Below are 21502 nucleotides of genomic sequence, written 5' to 3' on the forward strand. Positions count from 1 at the left end.
ACCACTAGCGGTAGGAACCTTTTATTTTTAATGAATAATTTTACTTCCTTTTGCGTTCTCAACGAATTTTTCACTTGATTTATTAATTGGTGTTTTCAGTAATAACGCCGCAATAATCATAACTACTACGAAAACACTTAACACAAGTAAATCTCTTATTACTATATCCCAAAGCATTCCACCTACTGTTTCACGAATTGCACTAATTGCATATGTGAATGGTAAGAACGGATAAATCGCTTGGAAGAATGGTGGTGTCATTTGAATTGGGAACGTACCACCCGATCCTGCTACTTGAAGCACCAGTAAAATGATTGCCATCGATTTCCCAACGTTTCCGAAAATAGAAACAAGTGAGTACACGATACAAACAAATACTCCGCCAATAAATAAACTAAATAACACAAACCAGAATTTATCGACTACGTACGTACCGAGTAAGAATATATCCCCCATTGATACGATAAATGCCTGCGAAAGACCTATCGTTAAGAATGTTAATAAACGTCCAAAGTATATTTCATGGCTCTTATAATTAGCGCCCTCTTCATGCACTTCTACCGTTAATAACGAAACCATTAATAGTGCGCCTACCCATAACGCAAGCACTGTGTAGAATGGTGACATTGCTGAACCGTAGTTCGGCATCGCAAATAACTTATTCTCTTTCAAATTTACTGGATTCGCGAAGTAATCACTTTGCTTTTCAACATCATTTTTCAATAAGCGTATGATGTCTTTTATATCCTCTTCTGATTCAAAATCACGAATTTTATTTGCTAAGTCTTTAATCTTTTTCTCAGTCTCCGGCATTTCAGCTTTAATATCTGCTAATTTCTTTTTACCGTCTACTAAGCCTTTTGATGAATCTTCTAGTAATTTTTTAACATCTGGAAGCTTTTTGTCTGCCTCTTTTAAAATTTGAGATGTATTTTTAGACATCTCTTTTGTACGAGCAATAGCCGCATTGAAATTTGGAGTAATTTCAGAATCATATTTAGCCAAAATATCGCCTAATTGTGCTGAAACATTTTTAGATACTTCATTAATACTTTCAATAACATCTGCTGCTGGTTTTTGACCTTTATTAATAGCGTCAATTCCTTTATCAGTTAAATCCATTCCTTTTTGCAAACCATCTTTTGCTTTATTTAACTTAGCAATTGTACCATTAAGGTTTTTATCACTATTCACATCAGCTAAAACTTTATTTGTACTTTCCAGAACTGGAATCATGTCATTAACTAAATTCCAACTTGCTTTAAACTGCCCATTTAAATCATTTAAGGCTACTTTTGTAGAATCTAATCCATTAACACCTTTATTACTTAGGTCTTCTCTTGCTTTTTCGAGCTCTGTTTTTATCCTGCCGTAATCATTTACAGCCTTATCATATTTTTCTCTACCGTTGTTTAATACCTCATTAGCTTTGTTTATATCTTGATTTAAATTTCCTCTTAGTTGCTGAGCATCTTCTTTTACATTTTCAGCCTTGGTTTTCAATTGTTCAGCTGTGCTTACTGCTTTTTCAAAATCAGCTACAAATGTTGCATTATAATCCTTTTCAGCTTGATTTACTAAATTATTTACTGCATCTAATTTTTGATTTACAGCATCTCGCACATCTTGTTTAACTTCTTGCCCGGAACTAATTAAATCCCCTACATGCTTAACTCTATTGTTAGCATCTACCATAGAATTTTTAAGCACTGTTAAACTTTCCACTCTGTTTCCAAAGAACTGTTTACCGAAATCCGTTGAAGCTTTTTCCTTAAAAGCTGTAAAGAAATCAATTAAATATGAAACACTATCGATACGCTCTTGGAGAAGCTTCGAAGCATCCTGTACATTTTTCTGTGCTACAGCTGGATCTACACCTTTATTTTGAAGCCCATCCATCACACTTTTTACATATGCCGTCCCAACACGAGTAGAATTAAAAACATTGTTTACAGTTTGATTAATGTTATTAGCAATATTTTTATATCCCTCACCATTCACTTGCGGTAATGCTGGAATTTCCGGTATTTGTGGGATATTTACAACAGGTAACTCTGGTAATTGTGCTGGATCTGGCAGTGTCAGATTAAAATCAAATGCCGGATTTTTTAAGTAATCCGTAATTTTCGCTGCAGCATCCAATCCCTGCTTCATTACCGTTAAATTATTTTTAATAGTTTCCGGAGCACGATTCAGTGTTTCATCATTTCTCGCAAAGAATTTATCTAAATTCCCTAACGCTTCTTGCCCATCATTCATAACACTTTCTACAACTGGCAACTCTTTTTGCGCTACTTTTACAACATCTTCTGCTCGAGTTGCATCATCTAATGCCTTATCCATAAGTGTATTCATTTCTGGGAACTGCGCTTCTAACTTAAATACAAGATCTTTTACCTTTTCGATACTTGGTAAGTTTGTTTCTAAATCGATTCCAAGATCATTGAAAATTTTAAAAATCTCACCGTTTGCTGTTTTAACAAAGTTTTTACTAACCTCTTCTGTAAGACCCGATGCACCTTTAGCTGTAATCTTCGGTGCAATGGCATTCACCTTTTCATTTACATAATAATCAATTTCTGGTTTCTGTGGATTTTCATTCAAGACTGTTGCAATCTTTTCAGAAAAATCTTTTGGAATAGTAATACTTGCGGAATAATCTCCACGCTCTACTCCATAAATTGCTTGCTTTTCATCAACAAACTTCCACCCGAAATTTTTATCCTTCTTAAGTGAATCTACAATTTCTTCCCCGATGTTAATATCTTTCCCTCTTAAATTTGATCCAACATCTTGGTTAGAAACTGCAATCTGGATTCCTTTCGTATTTCCGTAAGGATCCCAAGAAGCTTTAATGTTAAACCATGCATATAACGATGGTAAAATCATTAACCCTAAAACAATAACAATTGCAGCCCAATGTTTGGCTACATTCCGTAAATCTGTCTTATAAATACGCCAAATTTGTTTCATAAAAGTTATCACCTAATTATATATTTTTCCTTCTTTAGAAAATGATACATACATTTTGCAATTATATCACTTTCTACATCGTGGATTAACCGAAAACGCACTATTTTTTCCATTAAATATTTCACCTACTTCATTATATAACGAAGTAGAAAAAGTATGCATACAAAATGACCAAATTAGTTTTACATTCAATAATAACAAATATATAGGAAATGTCATAAAAAATACAAGTATTTTCTCTTGGAAATACTTGTATTCATCAAAAAAATCCTCACAGCTTTTCATTATCTGTGAGGATTTCTTCTATTATATATCTAATTGTACCTCTACACCGAAATGATCTGAAATTACATTTCGATTTGTACCATTAAAAATAACTTTTGAAGAACTAACCGTTTTACTTTGATTACTTAATATTAAGTCGATTCTTAAGTTTTGTTTATTTTCATCCCAACCAGCAATCTCACCTTGGACAGTTGTTCCTTCATCCTTCTCCATTGCTAGTTCATATGTGTCGTATAAGCCTTTTTGCATAATGTACTCATAACCCTCTCCTTGCAAACGAGCATTGTTATTAAAATCACCCATTAAGAAGGAAAGTCCATTGCTATTTACACGCTCCATTAAACGATTAACTTGATCTTTGAATGATTCTTCTTCATCATTCCACCAGCCAAGATGGCAAGAATAAAACGTTATATTCTTATCATTATAAGCAATTGTTGCACTTACAATTTTGCGTGTTTTCCAATACGTTGTATCCTTATTTTCTGAGACAAAGAACGTATCTTCCTTTACAATGTTGTGCTTTGTTATAATTGCTAATCCTTCCTCGTACACATCATATCCAATATGAGAGAAATCCCAAATAATATTGTATTCTTTTACATTTAATGCTCTTAACTCTTCTAGCAGTAAAAGCCCAAAATTATCTTTTTTCTTGTTACCGCATACATTTTCAGCTTGTATAGACTGACTTACTTCTTGCAATGCGATTACATCATAATCTTCTTCTTGAATTACTTTAGCAAGATACTTTATTTTTTCAATTTGATTCTCTTCTTGCCAAGAGTGACAATTTAAAGTTAGCAATTTCATATTATTACGCACCTAACATATCTTGAATGTCTGACTTTAATACGTCAGCTTTCGGGCCATATACTGCTTGTACACCTTTATCTTTTACGATAAGTCCTAAAGCACCATTTTGTTTCCATTGTGCTTCTGGTGCAACAACATCTAAATCTTTTACTGTCACACGTAAGCGTGTCATACAAGCATCTACGTCAGCAATATTTTCTTTTCCACCTAATAAATCGATAACTTTTGTTGCTAATGAACCATCTTGTACGTTTCCTGTTCCTTCTGATGACTCATCTTCATTATCAATATAGTTACCCGCACGACCTGGTGTTGGTAAATTGAACTTTTTAATTAAGAAGTTGAATAATGTAAAATTAAGACCGAAGAACACTAATGAAACGATAACGAAATTGATTAAATCTCTTGTTAAACCTGCGTTAACCATCATTGGTGTACGAGTAATTAACTCAATAAATCCAAATGCATGAACACGTAAATGAATTAAATCTGCTAATGCGAATGCAAGTCCTGTTGTAATTGCATATACAACATATAATACTGGTGCAATAAACATGAACATGAATTCAATTGGTTCTGTAACACCTGTTAAGAATACTGCTAATGCTGCTGATAAGAACATTGGTTTATATTTTGCACGCTTATCTTTATCTACGTTACGGAACATCGCGAATGCGATACCCATTAAAGCTGCTGATGAACCAATAACTTGTCCCGCTTTGAAGCGAGCTGGTACAACATTATTTAATAAATCGTTATATGCTTTCGTATCTCCACTTGCTAATAAGTTATTTAAGTCTGTAATCCATGCAAGCCACAATGGATCTTGTCCTGCTACGATTTGTCCAACTTTTGAGCCAGTTAACATCGTGTATGTTCCGCCTAGCTCTGTGTAGTTCATCGGAATCGTTAACATATGATGTAATCCAAATGGTAATAATAAACGTTCTAATGTTCCATATACAAATGGCGCAACAACTGGCGCACTATCTTTAGATGCTGCAATCCAACGACCAAATTCATTTAATCCACTTTGGATAAATGGCCATAAAAGTGATAATACAATCGCAGTGACTGTAGACCAAACAATTACAACGAACGGTACGAATCGTTTTCCATTAAAGAATGCTAATGCCTGTGGCAGTTTATTATAGTTATAATACTTGTTATATAAAGTAGCCCCTAAGAAACCTGTGATAATCCCTACGAAAACTCCCATGTTTAATGCTGGTGCACCAAGTACAGAAGTAAAGTAATCTTTTACAACTAAATCTCCTGCTAATACTGAAGAAACTGTCGCTTTTGAATCCGCTAACATTTGAGCGTTTACGCCAAATATAGCTCCTGTAATTCTATTGGTTAAGACGAATGCTAATAGTGCTGCAAATGCACCACCTGCGCGATCCTTCGCCCAAGATCCCCCAATTGCTACTGCGAATAAAATGTGTAGATTTGTAATAATTGCCCAACCGATGTCTTCCATTACGCGAGCAATTGTATGAACTGCGTTAATATCCCCAGCAGACATCCCAATTAACTTCCCGATGGAAATCATTAAGCCCGCTGCTGGCATTACAGCTACAACAACTAATAATGCCTTCCCGAACTTTTGCCAAAAATCAAAAGACGTAATTTTCATCTGTTCTTCCTCCCCTTTATTTATAACAACATAATGATTTAAATTATAATTTCTGTTTCTCTTATGAAAACGATTCCTTATATCCCTATTTTTTTATTGCGCAACCGTTTTCATAAATCTATTTTAATAAAAGCGTTTTCACATTGCAATAGAAATTTATTTTTTTTCATAAAAAAAGATGCTCAAAGAGCATCCTTTTTTATTATAAAATGCGATAAACCCTTGTTTCATAAGGTTTTAACGTGATTGAAGTTACTTGTTCATTTTCCGCAACTTCATAGTTATTTAAAAGCAAACGTTTGCGTTCTAGTGCAAATAAAGGCTCGTTATACACAGCTTCCTCTTTTGAGATATTACTAATTACAATGACTTTTTCATCCTGTAACGTACGTGTATACGCATAAATTTGTGGATCGTCCTCTAAAAGTAAATCGTACGTCCCATAATTCAATACATCGTGCTCTTTTTTCAAGGCAATCATTTTCTTATAGAAATTGAAAATAGACTTTTCGTCATTTTTTTGCTTTTCAACATTAATTTCTTTGTAATTTGGATTCATGCCAAACCAAGGTGTACTTGTTGTGAAACCAGCATTCATCTCATCGTTCCACTGCATAGGTGTACGTGAATTATCACGGCAAGAAGCCCATATAATTTCCATCATATCTTGATGTGATACACCTTCTGCAATTTTCTCTCGATATAAATTTTTAATTGCTACATCATCGTAATCTTCAATATTTGGTAACTGAACATTTGTCATACCAATTTCTTGTCCTTGATAAATAAACGGTGTGCCGTGCATAAAGAAATACATTGCCCCTAGAGCTGTTGCACTTTCACGCCAATATTGTTTATCATCTCCCCACGTTGAAACGATACGTGGCTTATCGTGATTCTCGATGTATAAAGCGTTCCAGCCTTTATTTTCTAATCCTTTTTGCCATTTCGTTAATACTTTTTTCAATCCTACAACATCAAGGTCTTTCTTCTTTTCTGCATCCCATAAGCTTAAATGTTCAAACTGGAATACCATATTGAATTTACCTTGTTCTTCTCCAACCCAAAGCTCAGCATCTTCAATCTTAACGCCATTAGCTTCACCAACAGTCATAATATCGTACTTAGAAAACGTATTTTCTTTTAACTCTTCTAATAAAGGTTGAATACCATCCACATTCATATGTTTATCAAAAGATGGTACATACTTTAGTTCTTTTGGATTTGGCATATCTTTGAAACCATCTTCTTTTTTAATATGACTAATTGCATCCACTCGGAAACCATCAATTCCTTTATCAAGCCACCAATTAACTGTATCGTATAACACTTCGCGGACTTCTTTATTCTCCCAGTTTAAATCCGGTTGTTTACGCGAGAATAAATGTAAATAATATTGCCCTGTTACTTCATCATATTCCCATGCTGAACCATTAAAAATACTTTCCCAGTTGTTTGGTTCCGCACCATCTTTACCATCATGCCAAATATACCAATCACGCTTCGGATTGTCTTTAGATGAACGAGACTCAATAAACCATGGATGTTCATCACTCGTATGATTAATAACTAAATCAATAATAAGCTTCATATCACGCTTATGAACTTCATCTAGTAAAGCATCAAAGTCTTCCATCGTACCAAACTCATCCATGATATCTTGATAATCACTAATGTCATAGCCATTATCATCATTAGGCGACTTATACATTGGACAAATCCAAATTACATCTATACCTAAATCTTTTAAATAATCCAGCTTTGCAATAATACCTTGTAAATCTCCAATACCATCACCATTTGAATCCATAAAGCTACGTGGATAAATTTGATAAGCGACAGCTTCTTTCCACCATGTCTTATTCATAATCATTCTCTCCTTTTGCATCCCATCGGAAATTTATGCAAACGTTTTCGTAACACTATCATAACAAAATATGAATAGTTTGCAACTGTTTTCATTGAACTCTATGTAGATTCCTTATTCTTAAGCTTTATTTATTTCTCGCAAAGATAAAATGAAACTTTAATCAGTAAGGTTTTTGTCCATTCCCCACTGATTATTAGCCCACACCAATCGTACTTTTACGAGCACCCCTATTTTCATCTAACTTCTTTACTTCAGCCAGATTTTGAGGTGGGAGTCTTACTGCTCACAACTAGCAGAATAAATCTAACACTTCTCTTCTTCTTGTCCATACGCGTTACACACACTCTTCATATACTAATACAAGCTCAGATTATTTCAGAAAGGAGATACAAATTGAAACAAACAAAATTAACTGGTCGTATCGTCGTTCCTTCAGATCCCGGGTATGACATAGCCCGAATGAATTTAAATTTAAGTATTCCAAAACTCCCTTGTATTATTGTTTTTTGTCAAAATAAAAATGATGTGTGTAACGCCTTAAAGTGGGCACGTGAGCATCATGTACCATTTCGCTTAAGAAGCGGGCGGCATAGCTATGAAAATTTCTCCCTTTTAAATCGAGGACTTATTATTGACGTGAGTGAAATGAAGAAAATTACGGTTAATACAGGGAAATTAACAGCAACAATTGAAGCAGGTGCAAATCTTGGCACCGTTTATAAAGAGCTTTGGAATTACGGTGTTACAATACCGGCTGGTACAAGTGCAAGCGTTGGAATTATTGGATTAACACTTGGCGGTGGCATCGGTATGCTTTCACGCTTATTTGGATTAACATGTGATCAATTACTAGAGGTCGAAATGGTACAAGCGTGTGGAAAATTTGGTGCAAAAATCATTCGTGCAAATGAACAAGAAAACCCTAACCTGTTTTGGGCATGCCGTGGTGGTGGTGGTGGAAATTTCGGAATTGTTACCTCCTTAACTTTTCGAGTCCATCCTATAAGAAGCGTATCAATTTTCTCACTTACATGGGAATGGAAAGACTTTATTGCTACATTCCAAGCGTGGCAAAACTGGGCACCTTATATAGATGAACGTCTCACTTCATCTATCGAATTATTCTCCAAACAACGAAATAAAATTGAAGTAAAAGGCGAATTTGTTGGCCCTCCCTCTGAACTCTATTCTCTATTATCTCCCCTACTTAAAATTGGTACCCCCTCTCTCTTTATAGATGAAGTTCCTTATATAAAGGCTGTTCAATTCTTTAATAGCGGTAATATCCCTGAAAATTTCAAGCGCTCTGGTTCCTATGTATATAAACCTATTCCCCTTAAAGGCATTCAAATCATGCAACATTTTCTTTCTCATGCCCCAAATAAAGATGCGAGTATTTGGCATCAATCACTCGTAGGTGCTGTTGAAAATATTCCACCTAATGACACAGCTTATTTTCATCGTAAAGCAATCATTGCTCAAGAATACATTACCTCTTGGAAATGCGATGATGAAGAAAATCGAAATATACGCTGGGTTAAAGATTTACGAGAAAGCTTAGATCCTTATACACTAGGTGACTATGTCAATTGGCCCGATATCGACATTAAAAATTGGCAAACTAGTTATTATGGCTCTAACTTTCAAAAATTACGTAAAGTGAAGACTATATATGACCCTTGCAATGTTTTTCGTTTTCAACAAAGCATTCCTCCTTTCCATACGTAAAAAGGAAGAACAGAATACTGTTCTTCCTTTTTACATCGAAAATCGTTCAATCGTTTGTTTCAAATCAGCCGCTTGCTTCGTCGCTTCTCCTGTTTGTTTTCTAATTTGCTGAACTTGATTATTTGTATACAAAAATGTAGTATCAATATTTTTTACCATACCTCTTAAATTTCCTAGCATCCTATTAAATGCAATACTTAAAGACTTAATTTCATTATCCGTCTTTGGCAATGGGGCATCTTCCCGAATATCACCCTCAGCCGCTTTCCTTGCAGCTTCTTCCAACTTACGAAGTGGTTTAATTAAAAAAATTGCTGCTCCATATGCTAAAATTCCAGACCATACTACACCTAATAACATAACGATAATATTATAAACAGTTCGACTTACATAAATTTAAAAATAATCATATATAACGTAAATAAAAAATAAGCTTGTTGAATATGTAATGAAAGCTAAAACTGTCGTAAATAGCATAAGCTGTATACGTAAACCAAAGGAAAATGTTTTCCTTTCTTTTTCCATCTCTTCTTTCCCCCTTATTTTAAGCAATATAAGTAATGCCTATATATTGTTATCCATACTTTCGCTATAGAAAGATATAAAGATTTTAAAAATCATAATTTCCTTGAATATCAAATCCCGCCAAAAAAATAAAGGATTCTGACAATTTATGACTAATAACAGAAATAAGGGGCAACATTTGTAAATATATTTTTGACTGGGGGTTTTGTATGATTCAAGTTCGAAATCTAGTAAAATCATTCGGTTCACTTGATGTTTTAAAAGGAATTGATTTAGAAGTAAAAGAAAAAGAAGTTGTTGTTTTAATCGGTGCCAGTGGTTCCGGCAAAAGTACATTACTTCGCTGTCTTAACTTTTTAGAAATGTACGATGAAGGTGAAATTCATTTACAAGGTGAACGAATTGATCCAAAGCATTCAAATTTAAACAAAGTCCGTGAAAATGTCGGTATGGTTTTTCAGCACTTTAACCTCTTTCCTCATATGACCTCACTAGAAAACATCACAGAAGCACCTATTCACGTAAAAAAATTAGAGACAGCAAATGCAAAAGAAATTGGAAACCAACTCCTACAAAAGGTTGGGCTACAAGATAAAGCAGATGTAACTCCCCACCTCCTTTCCGGTGGTCAAAAACAACGAATTGCGATTGCACGCGCTCTTGCCATGAATCCTAAAATTATGCTATTTGATGAACCTACCTCAGCTTTAGACCCTGAACTTGTTGGAGAAGTGTTGCAAGTTATGAAAGAACTTGCTGAAGAAGGAATGACAATGGTTATTGTTACTCATGAAATGAATTTCGCAAGAGATGTAGCTGACCGCGTCATCTTTATGGATGACGGGAAGATTGTGGAGGAAGCTCCTCCCGCGCAATTCTTTTCAGCTCCATCACATGAACGGGCCAAGCAATTTTTACGCAACGTTTTATAATGTAACTTCTGTTTCAATCGAAAAGAAATACAGTCATACGGTGCACAACTAATCATCCAAATAAAATATCTCGATAACATACTTAAAACCATCCGTATGATCAATATATAGGAGGGGTTTTATGAAAAGAAAACTATTAACTATTGTTGCGAGTATTACACTGTGTACATCCTTCATACTAGGAGCCTGTAGCAAGGAAAGCACTACTACCTCATCTAATGGTGAAAAAGAATTTCGTTATGCGATGAGTGGTTTATACAAACCTTTTAATTATAAAGAAAATGACGGAAAGCTTGTCGGTTTTGATGTAGAAATAGGTGACGCTCTCGCGAAAAAGATGGGAATGAAGCCAGTTCCTGTTACAAACCCTTGGGAAACATTAATTCAAGGTCTGCAATCGAAAAAGTATGATGTAATATTAGGAAGTATGGCTATTACAGAAGAGCGATTAAAAGCCGTGAATTTCTCAAATCCATATTATCGCTCTGGTGCACAAATTTTTGTAGCTAAAAAGAATACATCTATCTCTTCTCCAGAAGATTTGAAAGGTAAGAAGATTGGTGTTGTAAAAGCCAGTACCTTTAAAACTCTTGTTGCAAAACATACAGATCAAATTACAGAATATGATAGTGATATTACTGCACTTATGGACTTAGAACCTGGACGTGTTGATGCAGTAATCACTGATCAAATGGTTGGTCTTCGAATGATTAAAGAAGGGAAATCAAATATAAAAGAAGCTGGCAAACCATTAAACCTTGATGAAATGGGAATTGCTATTCGTAAAGATGATAAAGAAATGGTTGAGAAAGTAAATAAAGCTTTAGATGAAATTATCAAAGACGGCACGTATGAAAAAATTAGTAAAAAATGGTTTGGCCGTAATATTCTTGGAGAAGAGGAGAAAACGAAGTAAGTTAGCTATTCAAAGATTTCATAAATGATGCCCCACTTCCCATGTGGGGTATTTCATTCCCTACTAAAATCCATACAATATGAGGTGACACATATGTTTGAAATTTTTATTTCTACCTATCCCACACTCTTAAAGGCTACTATAGTCACATTACAATTAACACTAACATCCCTATTACTCGGTTCACTAATTGGATTACTATTCGCTTTTTTTCGAATCTCTAACAATAAAGTTCTAAATAGTATTGCTCATGTATACATCGCCATTATTCGTGGTACACCTTTAATTGTTCAAATTGCCATTCTCTATTTTGGGATTACATCCGTTGTTGTTTTTACCCCTTTTTGGGCAGGTGCAATTGCTTTAGCAATTCATAACGGTGCATATATTACTGAAATTTTCCGCGGATCAATTCAATCCGTCGACCGGGGACAATTAGAAGCTGCACGCTCTTTAGGTATGCCTTATCCTTTAGCGATGCGCCGAATTATATTACCACAAGCATTTCGCCTATCGCTTCCTCCTCTAGGGAACCAATTCATCATTGGATTAAAAGATTCTTCACTCGTTGCTTATGTAGGAATGTCCGAATTATGGGGGTCAGGTTTATCCATTGCCGCAGGTAACTTCCAACAATTAGATACATATATAATCGTTGGTGTATATTATCTCGCACTTGTTCTTCTATTCACTTACCTTGTTAATCTTTTAGAAAAACGACTACAACGAAAAGAAACTAACTCTATACAAACTACCAAAAAGAAAACCAAAGAAATGTCTCTTTAAACACCCCTAACAGGTTAAGGTCTATTTCCTTAACCTGTTTTCATTCTTTCTCCACACCTTTTTCTTCCATAATATTTTTCTATATATGAGAAATTTATTGTATTTCCACAGTCTACCTCTTTACACATCATAAAATTATCCATAATATAGTAAAGATAGATATGCACATCTAGACATCTTAAATAGTGCAAGGAGGTCACTATGCTTGATTTAATTTATAAAGATTGGCTAAAACAAAGATATCAAATTTATAACCTTCAGCAACTTACAAGTTATATAAATAACTTAACAAGCCTGGCTGAAACATTAGGATTCTATCAATTACAAAAAGATTTGCAACAATTATCTACAACCTTAAAAGATTCTAGCTCTGTCTACGACGTGGTCGAGCATATCACACAAATGATGCTTTCCTTTAAACAGAATGAGCAGTTACTTAAAGTTTGTGTAATTGGCACTAGCCCTGAGGTGCTCCAAAATGCCTCCATTCAAATTGTCGACAACATAAATAACGCTGATTGTGTTGTTGTATATAAAGAAATTATTCCGTCTCATTATATACAACAACCTATCATTTATTTTTATGAACATGCAGATGATGAACAAATCGTTCACCACGCAGCACAAGAAGTGTTACATGTAAAATTACCTTTGGAAACAATTCAAAAGAGATTACAAAAATATATGTCAGTATCTCGCCCAACCCCTCCATTATTAGTAGTAACCGCTGATGACTTATTAGCGAAATTTTTAAAAACTGAATATACAACTTTACTAAACGTATATCATTTCACTAGTGGAAAGCATTTTTTCACAGAAAAAGTCTATGAACAGTTTCCATTCTTCATACTAATTGTGGATTGGATGATGCCACAAATGGATGGCTTAGAACTTATTAATCGATTAAAGAGATTGTTGCCTAGTCGACATTTCCGAATTTTTATGACCTCTACTAAATCAACAGCCCACCATCTTGAAGAGGCGTTTAAAGCGGGAGCTGATGATTTTATTGAAAAGCCGTTTTCACCTTTAGAATTTAAAGTTCGTTTGGCGCATTTATTAGAAGGAAGGAATGAACGCTATTGATTATAGTTACGATTATCCAATCCATAGTTATCTTTTTAATATTTGCTATTCTTATAGCCTATATATATTTAATTTCACTAAAATTACATAGTAGAAATTTCAAAAGAAAAAATTATAAATGGAAAGAAGAAAACAGGAAATCTATATATGAGTTTATCATGTATAACAAATACCATGATTTCAAAATCGAACATACAGCAGATATTCACGCACTAGAATCTCTCTGTATTAAAGCCACGCAGCTCGTATCCGGGGTTGATGAAAAACAACGAATTCATCATTTATTACAAGTTTATTTGTTTCCTCATTATACAGATAAATTAGTACACGGCAACCATATAGAAAAACAAAATATATTAGATATTATTTCTTTCTTCAAAATAAAAGAATTTGAAAATGAGGTAAAGGAGATTTGCACTCAAACATCCGGATCTATCCAGCATCAGGCATTTACTACCTTAAGTACATTAAACACAAGGCAAGCAATTTTACTTGCCACAAGTGTTCAAGATTCAATTCCAATTACTATGATTGCATTAAGCATTTCTCAAACTGAAAATTTTTCAGTTTGGGTTGAGTTTTTCCACACATTACCCAAACAATTTCAATATGAAATTTTAAATGCGATTGGTACACGAGAAGAGAATACTTTCTATCCTTTTCTCGTTCAAAACTTAAAGAATGAAGATGAGGAAGTTATTATTCGCTCGTTACATGCTATTTCAAAGTTAATGCCTAAAGCAGAAACAAAAGAGCATATTGAACATTTATTCAAAAAAGAAAGTTGGCAAATTCACCTAATGCTTATTCGTGTAATAAGTCCCTTTAAAGATGAAACATATTTCCCTTATTTACTAAAACAAGCGGGGCATAAATCTTGGTGGGTACGTCGTGAAGTCCAACATGCAATTCAATATTATTCAAACTGGCAAGAAAAATATATTGAAATTGCCTTACATCACTCTGATCGTTTCGCACGTGAAAGTGCATTAGAGGCTTTAACACGAAAGGATGTGACAACACGTGCATTATCTTGATATATTTTTAAAAATTTCCCAATGGCTCTTCTTACTCTATATGGGCGTTGCTATCTTATTCTATACCGCTATATTTCTTATTTCTGCATTCACCTTAAGAAAAAGACGAGAACGTGATGAAAACAGGGAATTACTTCATTATTTACAGTCTGGTATTACTCGACCTGTTTCTATTATTGTTCCTGCCTATAATGAAGGAGTCACTATCGTATCAAGTGTCCAATCACTATTAACTTTAGAATACCCTGAGTTTGAGGTAATCGTTGTAAACGATGGATCAAATGATGACACTTTAGGGCAATTAAAAAATCATTTTCAACTATACGAAATTCAAAACGTGGTTAGGTTACAATTGGAAACAGAGACCATTCGAAAAATATATCGCTCATCTGTTAATAAACAAATTATCGTTGTCGATAAAGAAAACGGCGGCAAAGCGGATGCTTTAAATGCAGGTATCAATATTTCAAACTATCCGTACGTTTGTTCATTAGATGCCGACTCTCTCTTAGAACGTGATGCACTTATGAAAGCTATGAAACCAATTTATGAATCTCCAGAAAAAGTTATGGTAACTGGCGGAAGTGTTCGTATTGTGAATGGTTCTTACATACAAAATGGACAAATGATTGAAAATCGTCTTCCAAAACAACCTCTTGCTCTCATGCAAATTATTGAGTATTTGCGTGGATTCTTATTTGGCCGCTTAGCATGGAGCAAGTATAATATTCTTCCTATCATTTCTGGTGCATTCGGTATTTTCGATAAAGGAGAAGTTATTCGTATTGGAGGTTATCAACGAAAAACTGTCGGAGAAGATATGGAACTTGTCGTTCACCTCCATAAAAAGGCTTTACAAGATGGAGAAGAAAAGAAAATCATTTATAATCCAAACGCAATTTGCTGGACACAGGCTCCTGATGATTTAACAACCTTCCGCAAACAACGAAGTCGTTGGCACCGTGGTTTAGGTGAAACTTTATGGCGCCATAAAGATATTTTATTCCGTCCAAAATATAAAGCTTTCGGTATGATTGCAATGCCTTTTTATTTATTACTAGAATGGCTCGGTCCTATTATTGAAATACTTGGCTATTTACTACTACTGTATCATTTACTATTCGATGAGATTTTCACAGAATATGTATTTTTACTGTTAGCTGCTACCGTACTATACGGATCATTCCTATCTGTAGGAGTTGTTTTATTAGAAGAATGGAGTATGAAAAAGCAAAATAGTATAAAAGATTTCACACTCTTACTTCTCTGGTCCTTAACTGAATCATTTTGGTATCGTCCACTTACTGTTTGGTATCGATTTTTAGGGCTTTTCCAAAGTCTTTTCCGAATTAAAGGTTGGGGAAAAATGAAGCGTAAATCCCTTGAAAATCAATCTTCAGAACGTTTTTGGTGGCTTCGAAGGATTGCTTTCGTCCTTATTATTTTAACTGTTATTTTCGGTATAGATGCGACAAAGCATCGATTGCAATCAACATTCATAAAAAGCCCTGAAGATAATATTTCTTACGGGTTTAAAGCAGAGCGAAATAAGCAAACCCTTCAGCATTATACAGGAGGTAAATGGGAAGATTGGACAATTAAAGGCGTGAACCTCGGCATGGCAAAACCAGGTGCATTTCCAGGGGACGCTGCGATTACGAAAGCAGAATATAAAAAATGGTTGAAACAAATTAGCGAAATGGGTGCAAACACGATTCGTATTTATACCATTCACCCTCCTGCTTTTTATGAAGCTTTATTTGAATTTAACCAGCAAGCAAAACAACCTTTATATTTCTTCCATGGCGTATGGGTTGAAGAAGAACAGCTGTTAGAAACAAAAGATGCTTATCAATCAAAAAATGAACTCTTTAAAAATATCGAACGAACAGCCGATGTGATTCATGGTAATACAACAATCGCTGCTGAAAAAGGACATGCCTACGGTGAATATAATTACGATGTGTCACAATATTTAGCTGGTTGGATTCTGGGGATTGAATGGGATCCTGATATGGTCATCGAAACAAATAAAAAACATGCTGATAAAACTTCATTTAAGGGTAAATATTTCGAAGCAAAGAACGCCAGTCCATTTGAAATTTGGCTAGCTGAAGGAATGAATCATATCGCTCAATATTCTATTAGCAAATATGAAACCGCTCAGCCTATCGCTTTTTCTAACTGGGTTACAACAGATTTACTAGAACATCCTGCTGAACCGTTTGTTGGTGAAGATGCTGTATCAATAAATCCAAATCATATCTTTGCTAATAAAAATTATCCAAGTGGGGCGTTTGCATCTTATCATGTGTATCCTTATTATCCTGATTTCTTAAATTTTGATCCTGATAAAGCGAATTTTAAAGACCATCGCGGGCAATCAAATAGTTACGCTGCTTATTTAAAAGACTTGCATGACTCACATGAAATGCCTGTTGTTATTTCGGAATTTGGTATCCCTGGATCACGAGGTATTTCTCATAAAAATATACACGGAAAAGATCAAGGACATATGGATGAAGATGAACAAGGTAAACGTAATGCGGAGCTCTTCGAAGATATTATTCAAGCGAAATTGGCCGGCGGTATTGTATTCATTTGGCAAGATGAATGGTTTAAATTCTCTTGGAATACAACTAAATATGATAATCCGGAAGAGCGACCACATTGGAACAACGTACAAGTTCCTGAACAACATTTCGGTTTACTATCATTTGAATCACATACTATTAATGTCGATGGTGATACGAGTGATTGGAAAACAAAAACGGAAATTGGAGATAAGAATGGGTACAAAACTTTCGTAACACACGATGAGTCATATTTATACTTATCCATTGACCGTCCAAAAGCTAGACCTCTTGAAGAGGAACCTATTACAATTGGGATAAACATATTACCTGAACAAGGGAATAAAGAATTTAACGGCCTTTCTATGAAAGAAGGCGCTGACTTTAAAATTGATCTGCACGGCGGGCAATTTAATCAAGTACTCGTTGATTCTTACTATGATGTATTCTCTTATGAATTTGGTTTCCAACGAAATCTAGTTCCATATACAAAACCTGAAAAAAATAGTGGGCAATTCTCCCCTATTTATACAGCATTAAGTTTGCCAATTACATTACCACTTTCTCAGGAACAATTGCCATTTGAAAAATTTAATGTCGGAGCATTAACTATGGGGAATAGTAATCCAAATAGTGCGGATTACAACTCACTTGCAGATTTTTCTACTCCTGAAAAAGAAACAATTGAGGTCCGTATTCCTTGGATGGTATTAAATGCGAAAGCACCAAATATTAAAGAATTTATTGGTGATATTTATGCAAACGAAGAAATAGATGGTTTAACTACGAAACAAATTATTAACGCGATTGGCTTTACAGTTCAAATTGGAGCTGAAAACATTACAACTGCACAAGATGGAGAATATGCTATGTATAACTATTCAAAATGGGGTGATGTCGTTGAATACACATCACGACTCAAGAAGAGTTACTACTACATGCAAAAAGTATATCAAACTACAAAATAGCAAAAAGCAAGCTACTCTTCAGTAGCTTGCTTTTTCAAAATGTATACGTGTTTACTGATTTACTTTTTTAACACTCTCTTTTTCCTCTATATGATCCTCACGATATGAAATATTATGAGGGTCCAATCCATTTCCTAAAGAACCATAGAAATGCTCCCTATGCGGATCAACTAATTCACTTCCTTGATAATACACACGTGGTGTATTCCAAAGTGCTCCCAATGCTTTTGTCATCGGCATTTCGTGATAACGTTCCGGCCACATTTCTTTAATTTTCTCTTTTACTAACGGATAGTATTTAGAACTCATAGCAGGAAACAGATGATGTTCCGTATGGTATGAGAAATTGAAATGCAAAACATCTACCCAGCGCGGCACTGTTACTGATAAACAGTTTGCTAAAGGATCATTTACTGGAACAATTGGATTTAAGCGGTGATTCGTTGCGATATATGCCATTACAATAAAGTTAGCAATTAACAACGGAATCACGTATGCAAATAACCACTTTGCAGGTCCCATAATAAACAATAAACTAATCCAAACTGTCCAAGGCAAAAGAAGTTGTAGCCATACAGATTTTTGATTGGATGACTTAAATTCCTTTATAAAATGAAAGAACATTCGAGTCGAATGTAACGTAAATTGAATTGTTAGTGACAGAAAACTAAAGAATGAACGTACATGAAGAGGCATGCGATATACCCAACTCAAAAACTTACTCTTTTTAAGTTTCTCAAATGTTGGCCATGCATCTGGATCATTCTCTTCATGCTGTGTGTGAACATGATGCGTTGCATTATGCCACTTTCTCCAAAGTTTTGGGCCAGTTGATAATGGCATAAATGCTATCGCACCTAAAAAATCACGAAGCCATGCCTTTCTTACAACTGTTCCGTGTAAAATTTCATGTCCTAAAAATCCAAGTGAAGCAAAACATAATCCAAGAACAATTGCAATTCCTAGATTTACCCACACATTCAATTCAAATACACCGATCGTTATTAAACCAGCCAATGCCACAAGTAAATAAGCCAGTCCACCAAATAAACGAGTAGGAACTGGTTTAAATGCTTTTTTCGGCAAATGTGGTGATACACGCGCTGCATACCACCCAAACGTATGAAGCTCCTTCATCCTTTTGCCCCTTTCTTATGCCGCGCCCTGCGCAAACTTGCATATATCAATTCTTGCTTCCAGATTGATTTTACTAGGTGATCAAAAAAGCATTTATTCATAAGGAAAATATACTCACTCTATCGTCACTTATTTTTCCGCTTTTATTATCAATGAAAAACATTTCTCTTTTTACTCTCTATCAACCTTTCCACATGATGAATCATAACAATAGAATTTCTATATTGTCAACAACTTTTATGACCTAGTAATAAAAGTTGGTTATATTTTTATAATCATACTTTATTTCACTAAAGAAAAAGTATAGATTTCATAAGGATTTATCCACTATATATATGCATCTTCTTAAACGCCATGGACTCTATCTTATTCAAAAACTCTCTATGTAATCAACAAACGGAATCACTTAAATTTAGTTTTCTATAAATCCCACTTCTTCATACTGCCCCATTAAAATAATTATATTAAAATAATTTTATCTTTCTTTTAATAAAAATAGAACGCTACTAAAACAACATACATGAATTCCATATAAGATGGAAATATTAAAAGGAAAATTGTTCTAATTTAGGAGGTTTCACAAATGACAGATGACACGTTTCCCCAGTTACCATCATCCTATTGGATTGAATCTACTCAAATTCCTACTTTTCCTCATTTATCCGAAAATATAAAGACAGAAGTTGCTGTTATCGGTGCTGGTATTACAGGTATTACTACTGCCTATTTACTTGCAAAAGAAGGCATCGACGTTGTTTTAATTGATTCTGGTCTTATTTTAAATGGAACAACTGGGCATACAACAGCAAAAGTAACAGCACAACATGATCTTATTTACGACGAATTAATAAATCATTTCGGTGTGGAAAAAGCCAGGCTTTACTACGAATCAAATAATCACGCTCTACAATTCATAAATGACACTGTGCAAACATATAAAATCGACTGTAATTTTTCAAATGAAGATTCATACTTATATACAACTACTGATAACGGTTTAAGAAATTTATCGAAAGAATATGAAGCTTATCAAAAATTAAATATACCTTGTGACTATGTTCAATCTCTATCGATTCCTATTCCAGTACAATCTGCACTTGTAATGAAAAATCAAGCGCAATTCCATCCCCTCCTTTATTTGAAAACACTTTTAGAAAAGTTTGTGGAGATGGGTGGCAAAGTTTATGAACAAACAACAGCTATGGATGTGGAAAAAGGAGATTATCCACAAGTAATTACAAAGGAGGGGCATCGCATCACTTGTGAATATGTCGTCTCTTGTTCTCATTTTCCTTTTTATGATGCGAATAGCTTTTTCTTTACGAGAATGTACGCAGAACGCTCCTATGCTCTTGCAATAAAAACAAAAACAGATTATCCAGGTGGCATGTATTTAAGTATTGATGATCCAAAACGCTCCTTACGCTATATAACAAACAATGGAGAAAAGTTGATTTTGATTGGCGGAGAGAGCCATAAAACGGGACAGGGAATAAATACGATGCTTCATTATGAAGCACTCTATTCTTTTGCTGAAGCAACTTTTGGAGTAGATGAAGTTCCCTATAGATGGTCAGCGCAAGATTTAATTACGCTAGACAAGCTCCCCTATATCGGACATATTAACGAAAGAAATCCAAATATATTTGTTGCAACTGGATATCGCAAATGGGGAATGACAACAGGAACTGCTGCAGCTCATTTACTGAAGGATTCCATTCTAAAAATCCACAGCCCATATAAAGAGCTGTTTGCACCATCACGCTTTCATGCAAATCCAGATATAAAAACATTCCTTTCTCAAAACATTGATGTTGCTAAACATTTAATTGAAGGGAAAATTGAAACCGCATTACGTAAACCAGAAGATCTTGAAGTTGGTGAGGGATCTGTTGTACATGTCAACGGCAAACGAGCAGGTGCCTATAAAGATAAAGAAGGAAAATTACATATCGTCGACACGACTTGTACACACCTCGGCTGTGAAGTTGAATGGAATAATGGTGATTGTACTTGGGATTGCCCTTGCCACGGTTCTCGTTTTTCAATTGATGGCGATGTTATGGAAGGGCCAGCAGATCAACCATTAAAACGAGTTGATAACGAGTAAAAAAACAAAGAAGTTCAACAAGAATCCTGTTGAACTTCTTTGTTTTTCATGACACCTTTTCATATAAATTTCGACACAAGCAGGGAAATATTAACATTAAATAAAATAATATATTCATCTA

At 34.6% G+C, this 21502-nt stretch carries 13 protein-coding genes and 1 pseudogene; 8 read left to right on the plus strand and 6 right to left on the minus strand.

Annotated features, from left to right (window positions below; translation table 11 throughout):
• Nucleotides 1-27 precede the first annotated feature (27 nt).
• The 4 genes from CDB3_RS22775 to CDB3_RS22790 all read right to left on the minus strand — a co-directional run bounded on the left by CDB3_RS22775 (nucleotide 28) and on the right by CDB3_RS22790 (nucleotide 7580).
• Nucleotides 28-2973 (minus strand): YhgE/Pip domain-containing protein, encoded by a 2946-nt coding sequence (locus tag CDB3_RS22775; protein WP_128856050.1) that lies wholly within the window; start codon nucleotides 2971-2973, stop codon nucleotides 28-30.
• Between the two features lie 306 nt (nucleotides 2974-3279).
• Nucleotides 3280-4071, minus strand: coding sequence for an endonuclease/exonuclease/phosphatase family protein (locus CDB3_RS22780; protein WP_128856051.1), 792 nt, complete (start codon nucleotides 4069-4071; stop codon nucleotides 3280-3282).
• Between the two features lie 4 nt (nucleotides 4072-4075).
• The gene (locus CDB3_RS22785; protein WP_097828949.1) at nucleotides 4076-5713 is read right to left on the minus strand and encodes a PTS transporter subunit IIBC; all 1638 of its coding nucleotides are present in this window, start codon (nucleotides 5711-5713) and stop codon (nucleotides 4076-4078) included.
• Between the two features lie 202 nt (nucleotides 5714-5915).
• Nucleotides 5916-7580: a glycoside hydrolase family 13 protein gene (locus tag CDB3_RS22790; protein ID WP_128856052.1), complete on the minus strand. Its 1665-nt coding sequence runs from the start codon at nucleotides 7578-7580 to the stop codon at nucleotides 5916-5918.
• Between the two features lie 396 nt (nucleotides 7581-7976).
• Here CDB3_RS22790 and CDB3_RS22795 point away from each other — a divergent pair, with 396 nt between their 5' ends.
• Nucleotides 7977-9311, plus strand: a complete 1335-nt coding sequence (locus tag CDB3_RS22795; RefSeq protein ID WP_128856053.1) for an FAD-binding oxidoreductase — start codon at nucleotides 7977-7979, stop codon at nucleotides 9309-9311.
• Nucleotides 9312-9347: 36 nt separating this feature from the next.
• Here the strand turns inward: CDB3_RS22795 and CDB3_RS22800 are convergent.
• Nucleotides 9348-9836, minus strand: a pseudogene (locus CDB3_RS22800) (HAMP domain-containing protein); the annotation flags it as partial.
• A gap of 209 nt (nucleotides 9837-10045) precedes the next feature.
• Between CDB3_RS22800 and CDB3_RS22805 the strand changes: the two are divergent.
• The 6 genes from CDB3_RS22805 to CDB3_RS22830 all read left to right on the plus strand — a co-directional run bounded on the left by CDB3_RS22805 (nucleotide 10046) and on the right by CDB3_RS22830 (nucleotide 18134).
• Nucleotides 10046-10768 (plus strand): amino acid ABC transporter ATP-binding protein, encoded by a 723-nt coding sequence (locus CDB3_RS22805; protein WP_128856054.1) that lies wholly within the window; start codon nucleotides 10046-10048, stop codon nucleotides 10766-10768.
• A 121-nt stretch (nucleotides 10769-10889) separates the two neighbouring features.
• Nucleotides 10890-11684: an ABC transporter substrate-binding protein gene (locus tag CDB3_RS22810; RefSeq protein ID WP_128856055.1), complete on the plus strand. Its 795-nt coding sequence runs from the start codon at nucleotides 10890-10892 to the stop codon at nucleotides 11682-11684.
• 93 nt (nucleotides 11685-11777) lie between these two features.
• Complete coding sequence (locus CDB3_RS22815) at nucleotides 11778-12470, plus strand: amino acid ABC transporter permease (protein WP_128856056.1); 693 nt, start codon at nucleotides 11778-11780, stop codon at nucleotides 12468-12470.
• A 201-nt stretch (nucleotides 12471-12671) separates the two neighbouring features.
• Entirely contained in the window at nucleotides 12672-13556 is an 885-nt protein-coding gene (locus tag CDB3_RS22820) for a response regulator (protein ID WP_128856057.1), read from the plus strand.
• Between the two features lie 158 nt (nucleotides 13557-13714).
• Nucleotides 13715-14593: a HEAT repeat domain-containing protein gene (locus CDB3_RS22825; RefSeq protein ID WP_256869928.1), complete on the plus strand. Its 879-nt coding sequence runs from the start codon at nucleotides 13715-13717 to the stop codon at nucleotides 14591-14593.
• The gene (locus tag CDB3_RS22830) at nucleotides 14580-18134 is read left to right on the plus strand and encodes a glycosyltransferase family 2 protein (protein ID WP_179139747.1); all 3555 of its coding nucleotides are present in this window, start codon (nucleotides 14580-14582) and stop codon (nucleotides 18132-18134) included. The genes CDB3_RS22825 and CDB3_RS22830 overlap by 14 nt, the downstream gene beginning before the upstream one ends.
• A 51-nt stretch (nucleotides 18135-18185) precedes the next feature.
• Here the strand turns inward: CDB3_RS22830 and desB are convergent, their stop codons facing one another.
• A complete protein-coding gene (gene desB, locus CDB3_RS22835; RefSeq protein ID WP_128856060.1) occupies nucleotides 18186-19271 on the minus strand; it encodes a Delta(10) desaturase DesB in 1086 nt (361 codons plus the stop codon).
• Between the two features lie 583 nt (nucleotides 19272-19854).
• On the opposite strand from desB, the gene CDB3_RS22840 reads away from it, so the two are divergent.
• A complete protein-coding gene (locus CDB3_RS22840) occupies nucleotides 19855-21381 on the plus strand; it encodes an FAD-dependent oxidoreductase (protein ID WP_128856061.1) in 1527 nt (508 codons plus the stop codon).
• Nucleotides 21382-21502: the final 121 nt, after the last annotated feature.

It is taken from the genome of Bacillus sp. CDB3 (assembly GCF_002081505.1).
In the GTDB taxonomy this organism is placed as follows: Bacteria; Bacillota; Bacilli; order Bacillales; family Bacillaceae_G; genus Bacillus_A; species Bacillus_A cereus_AT.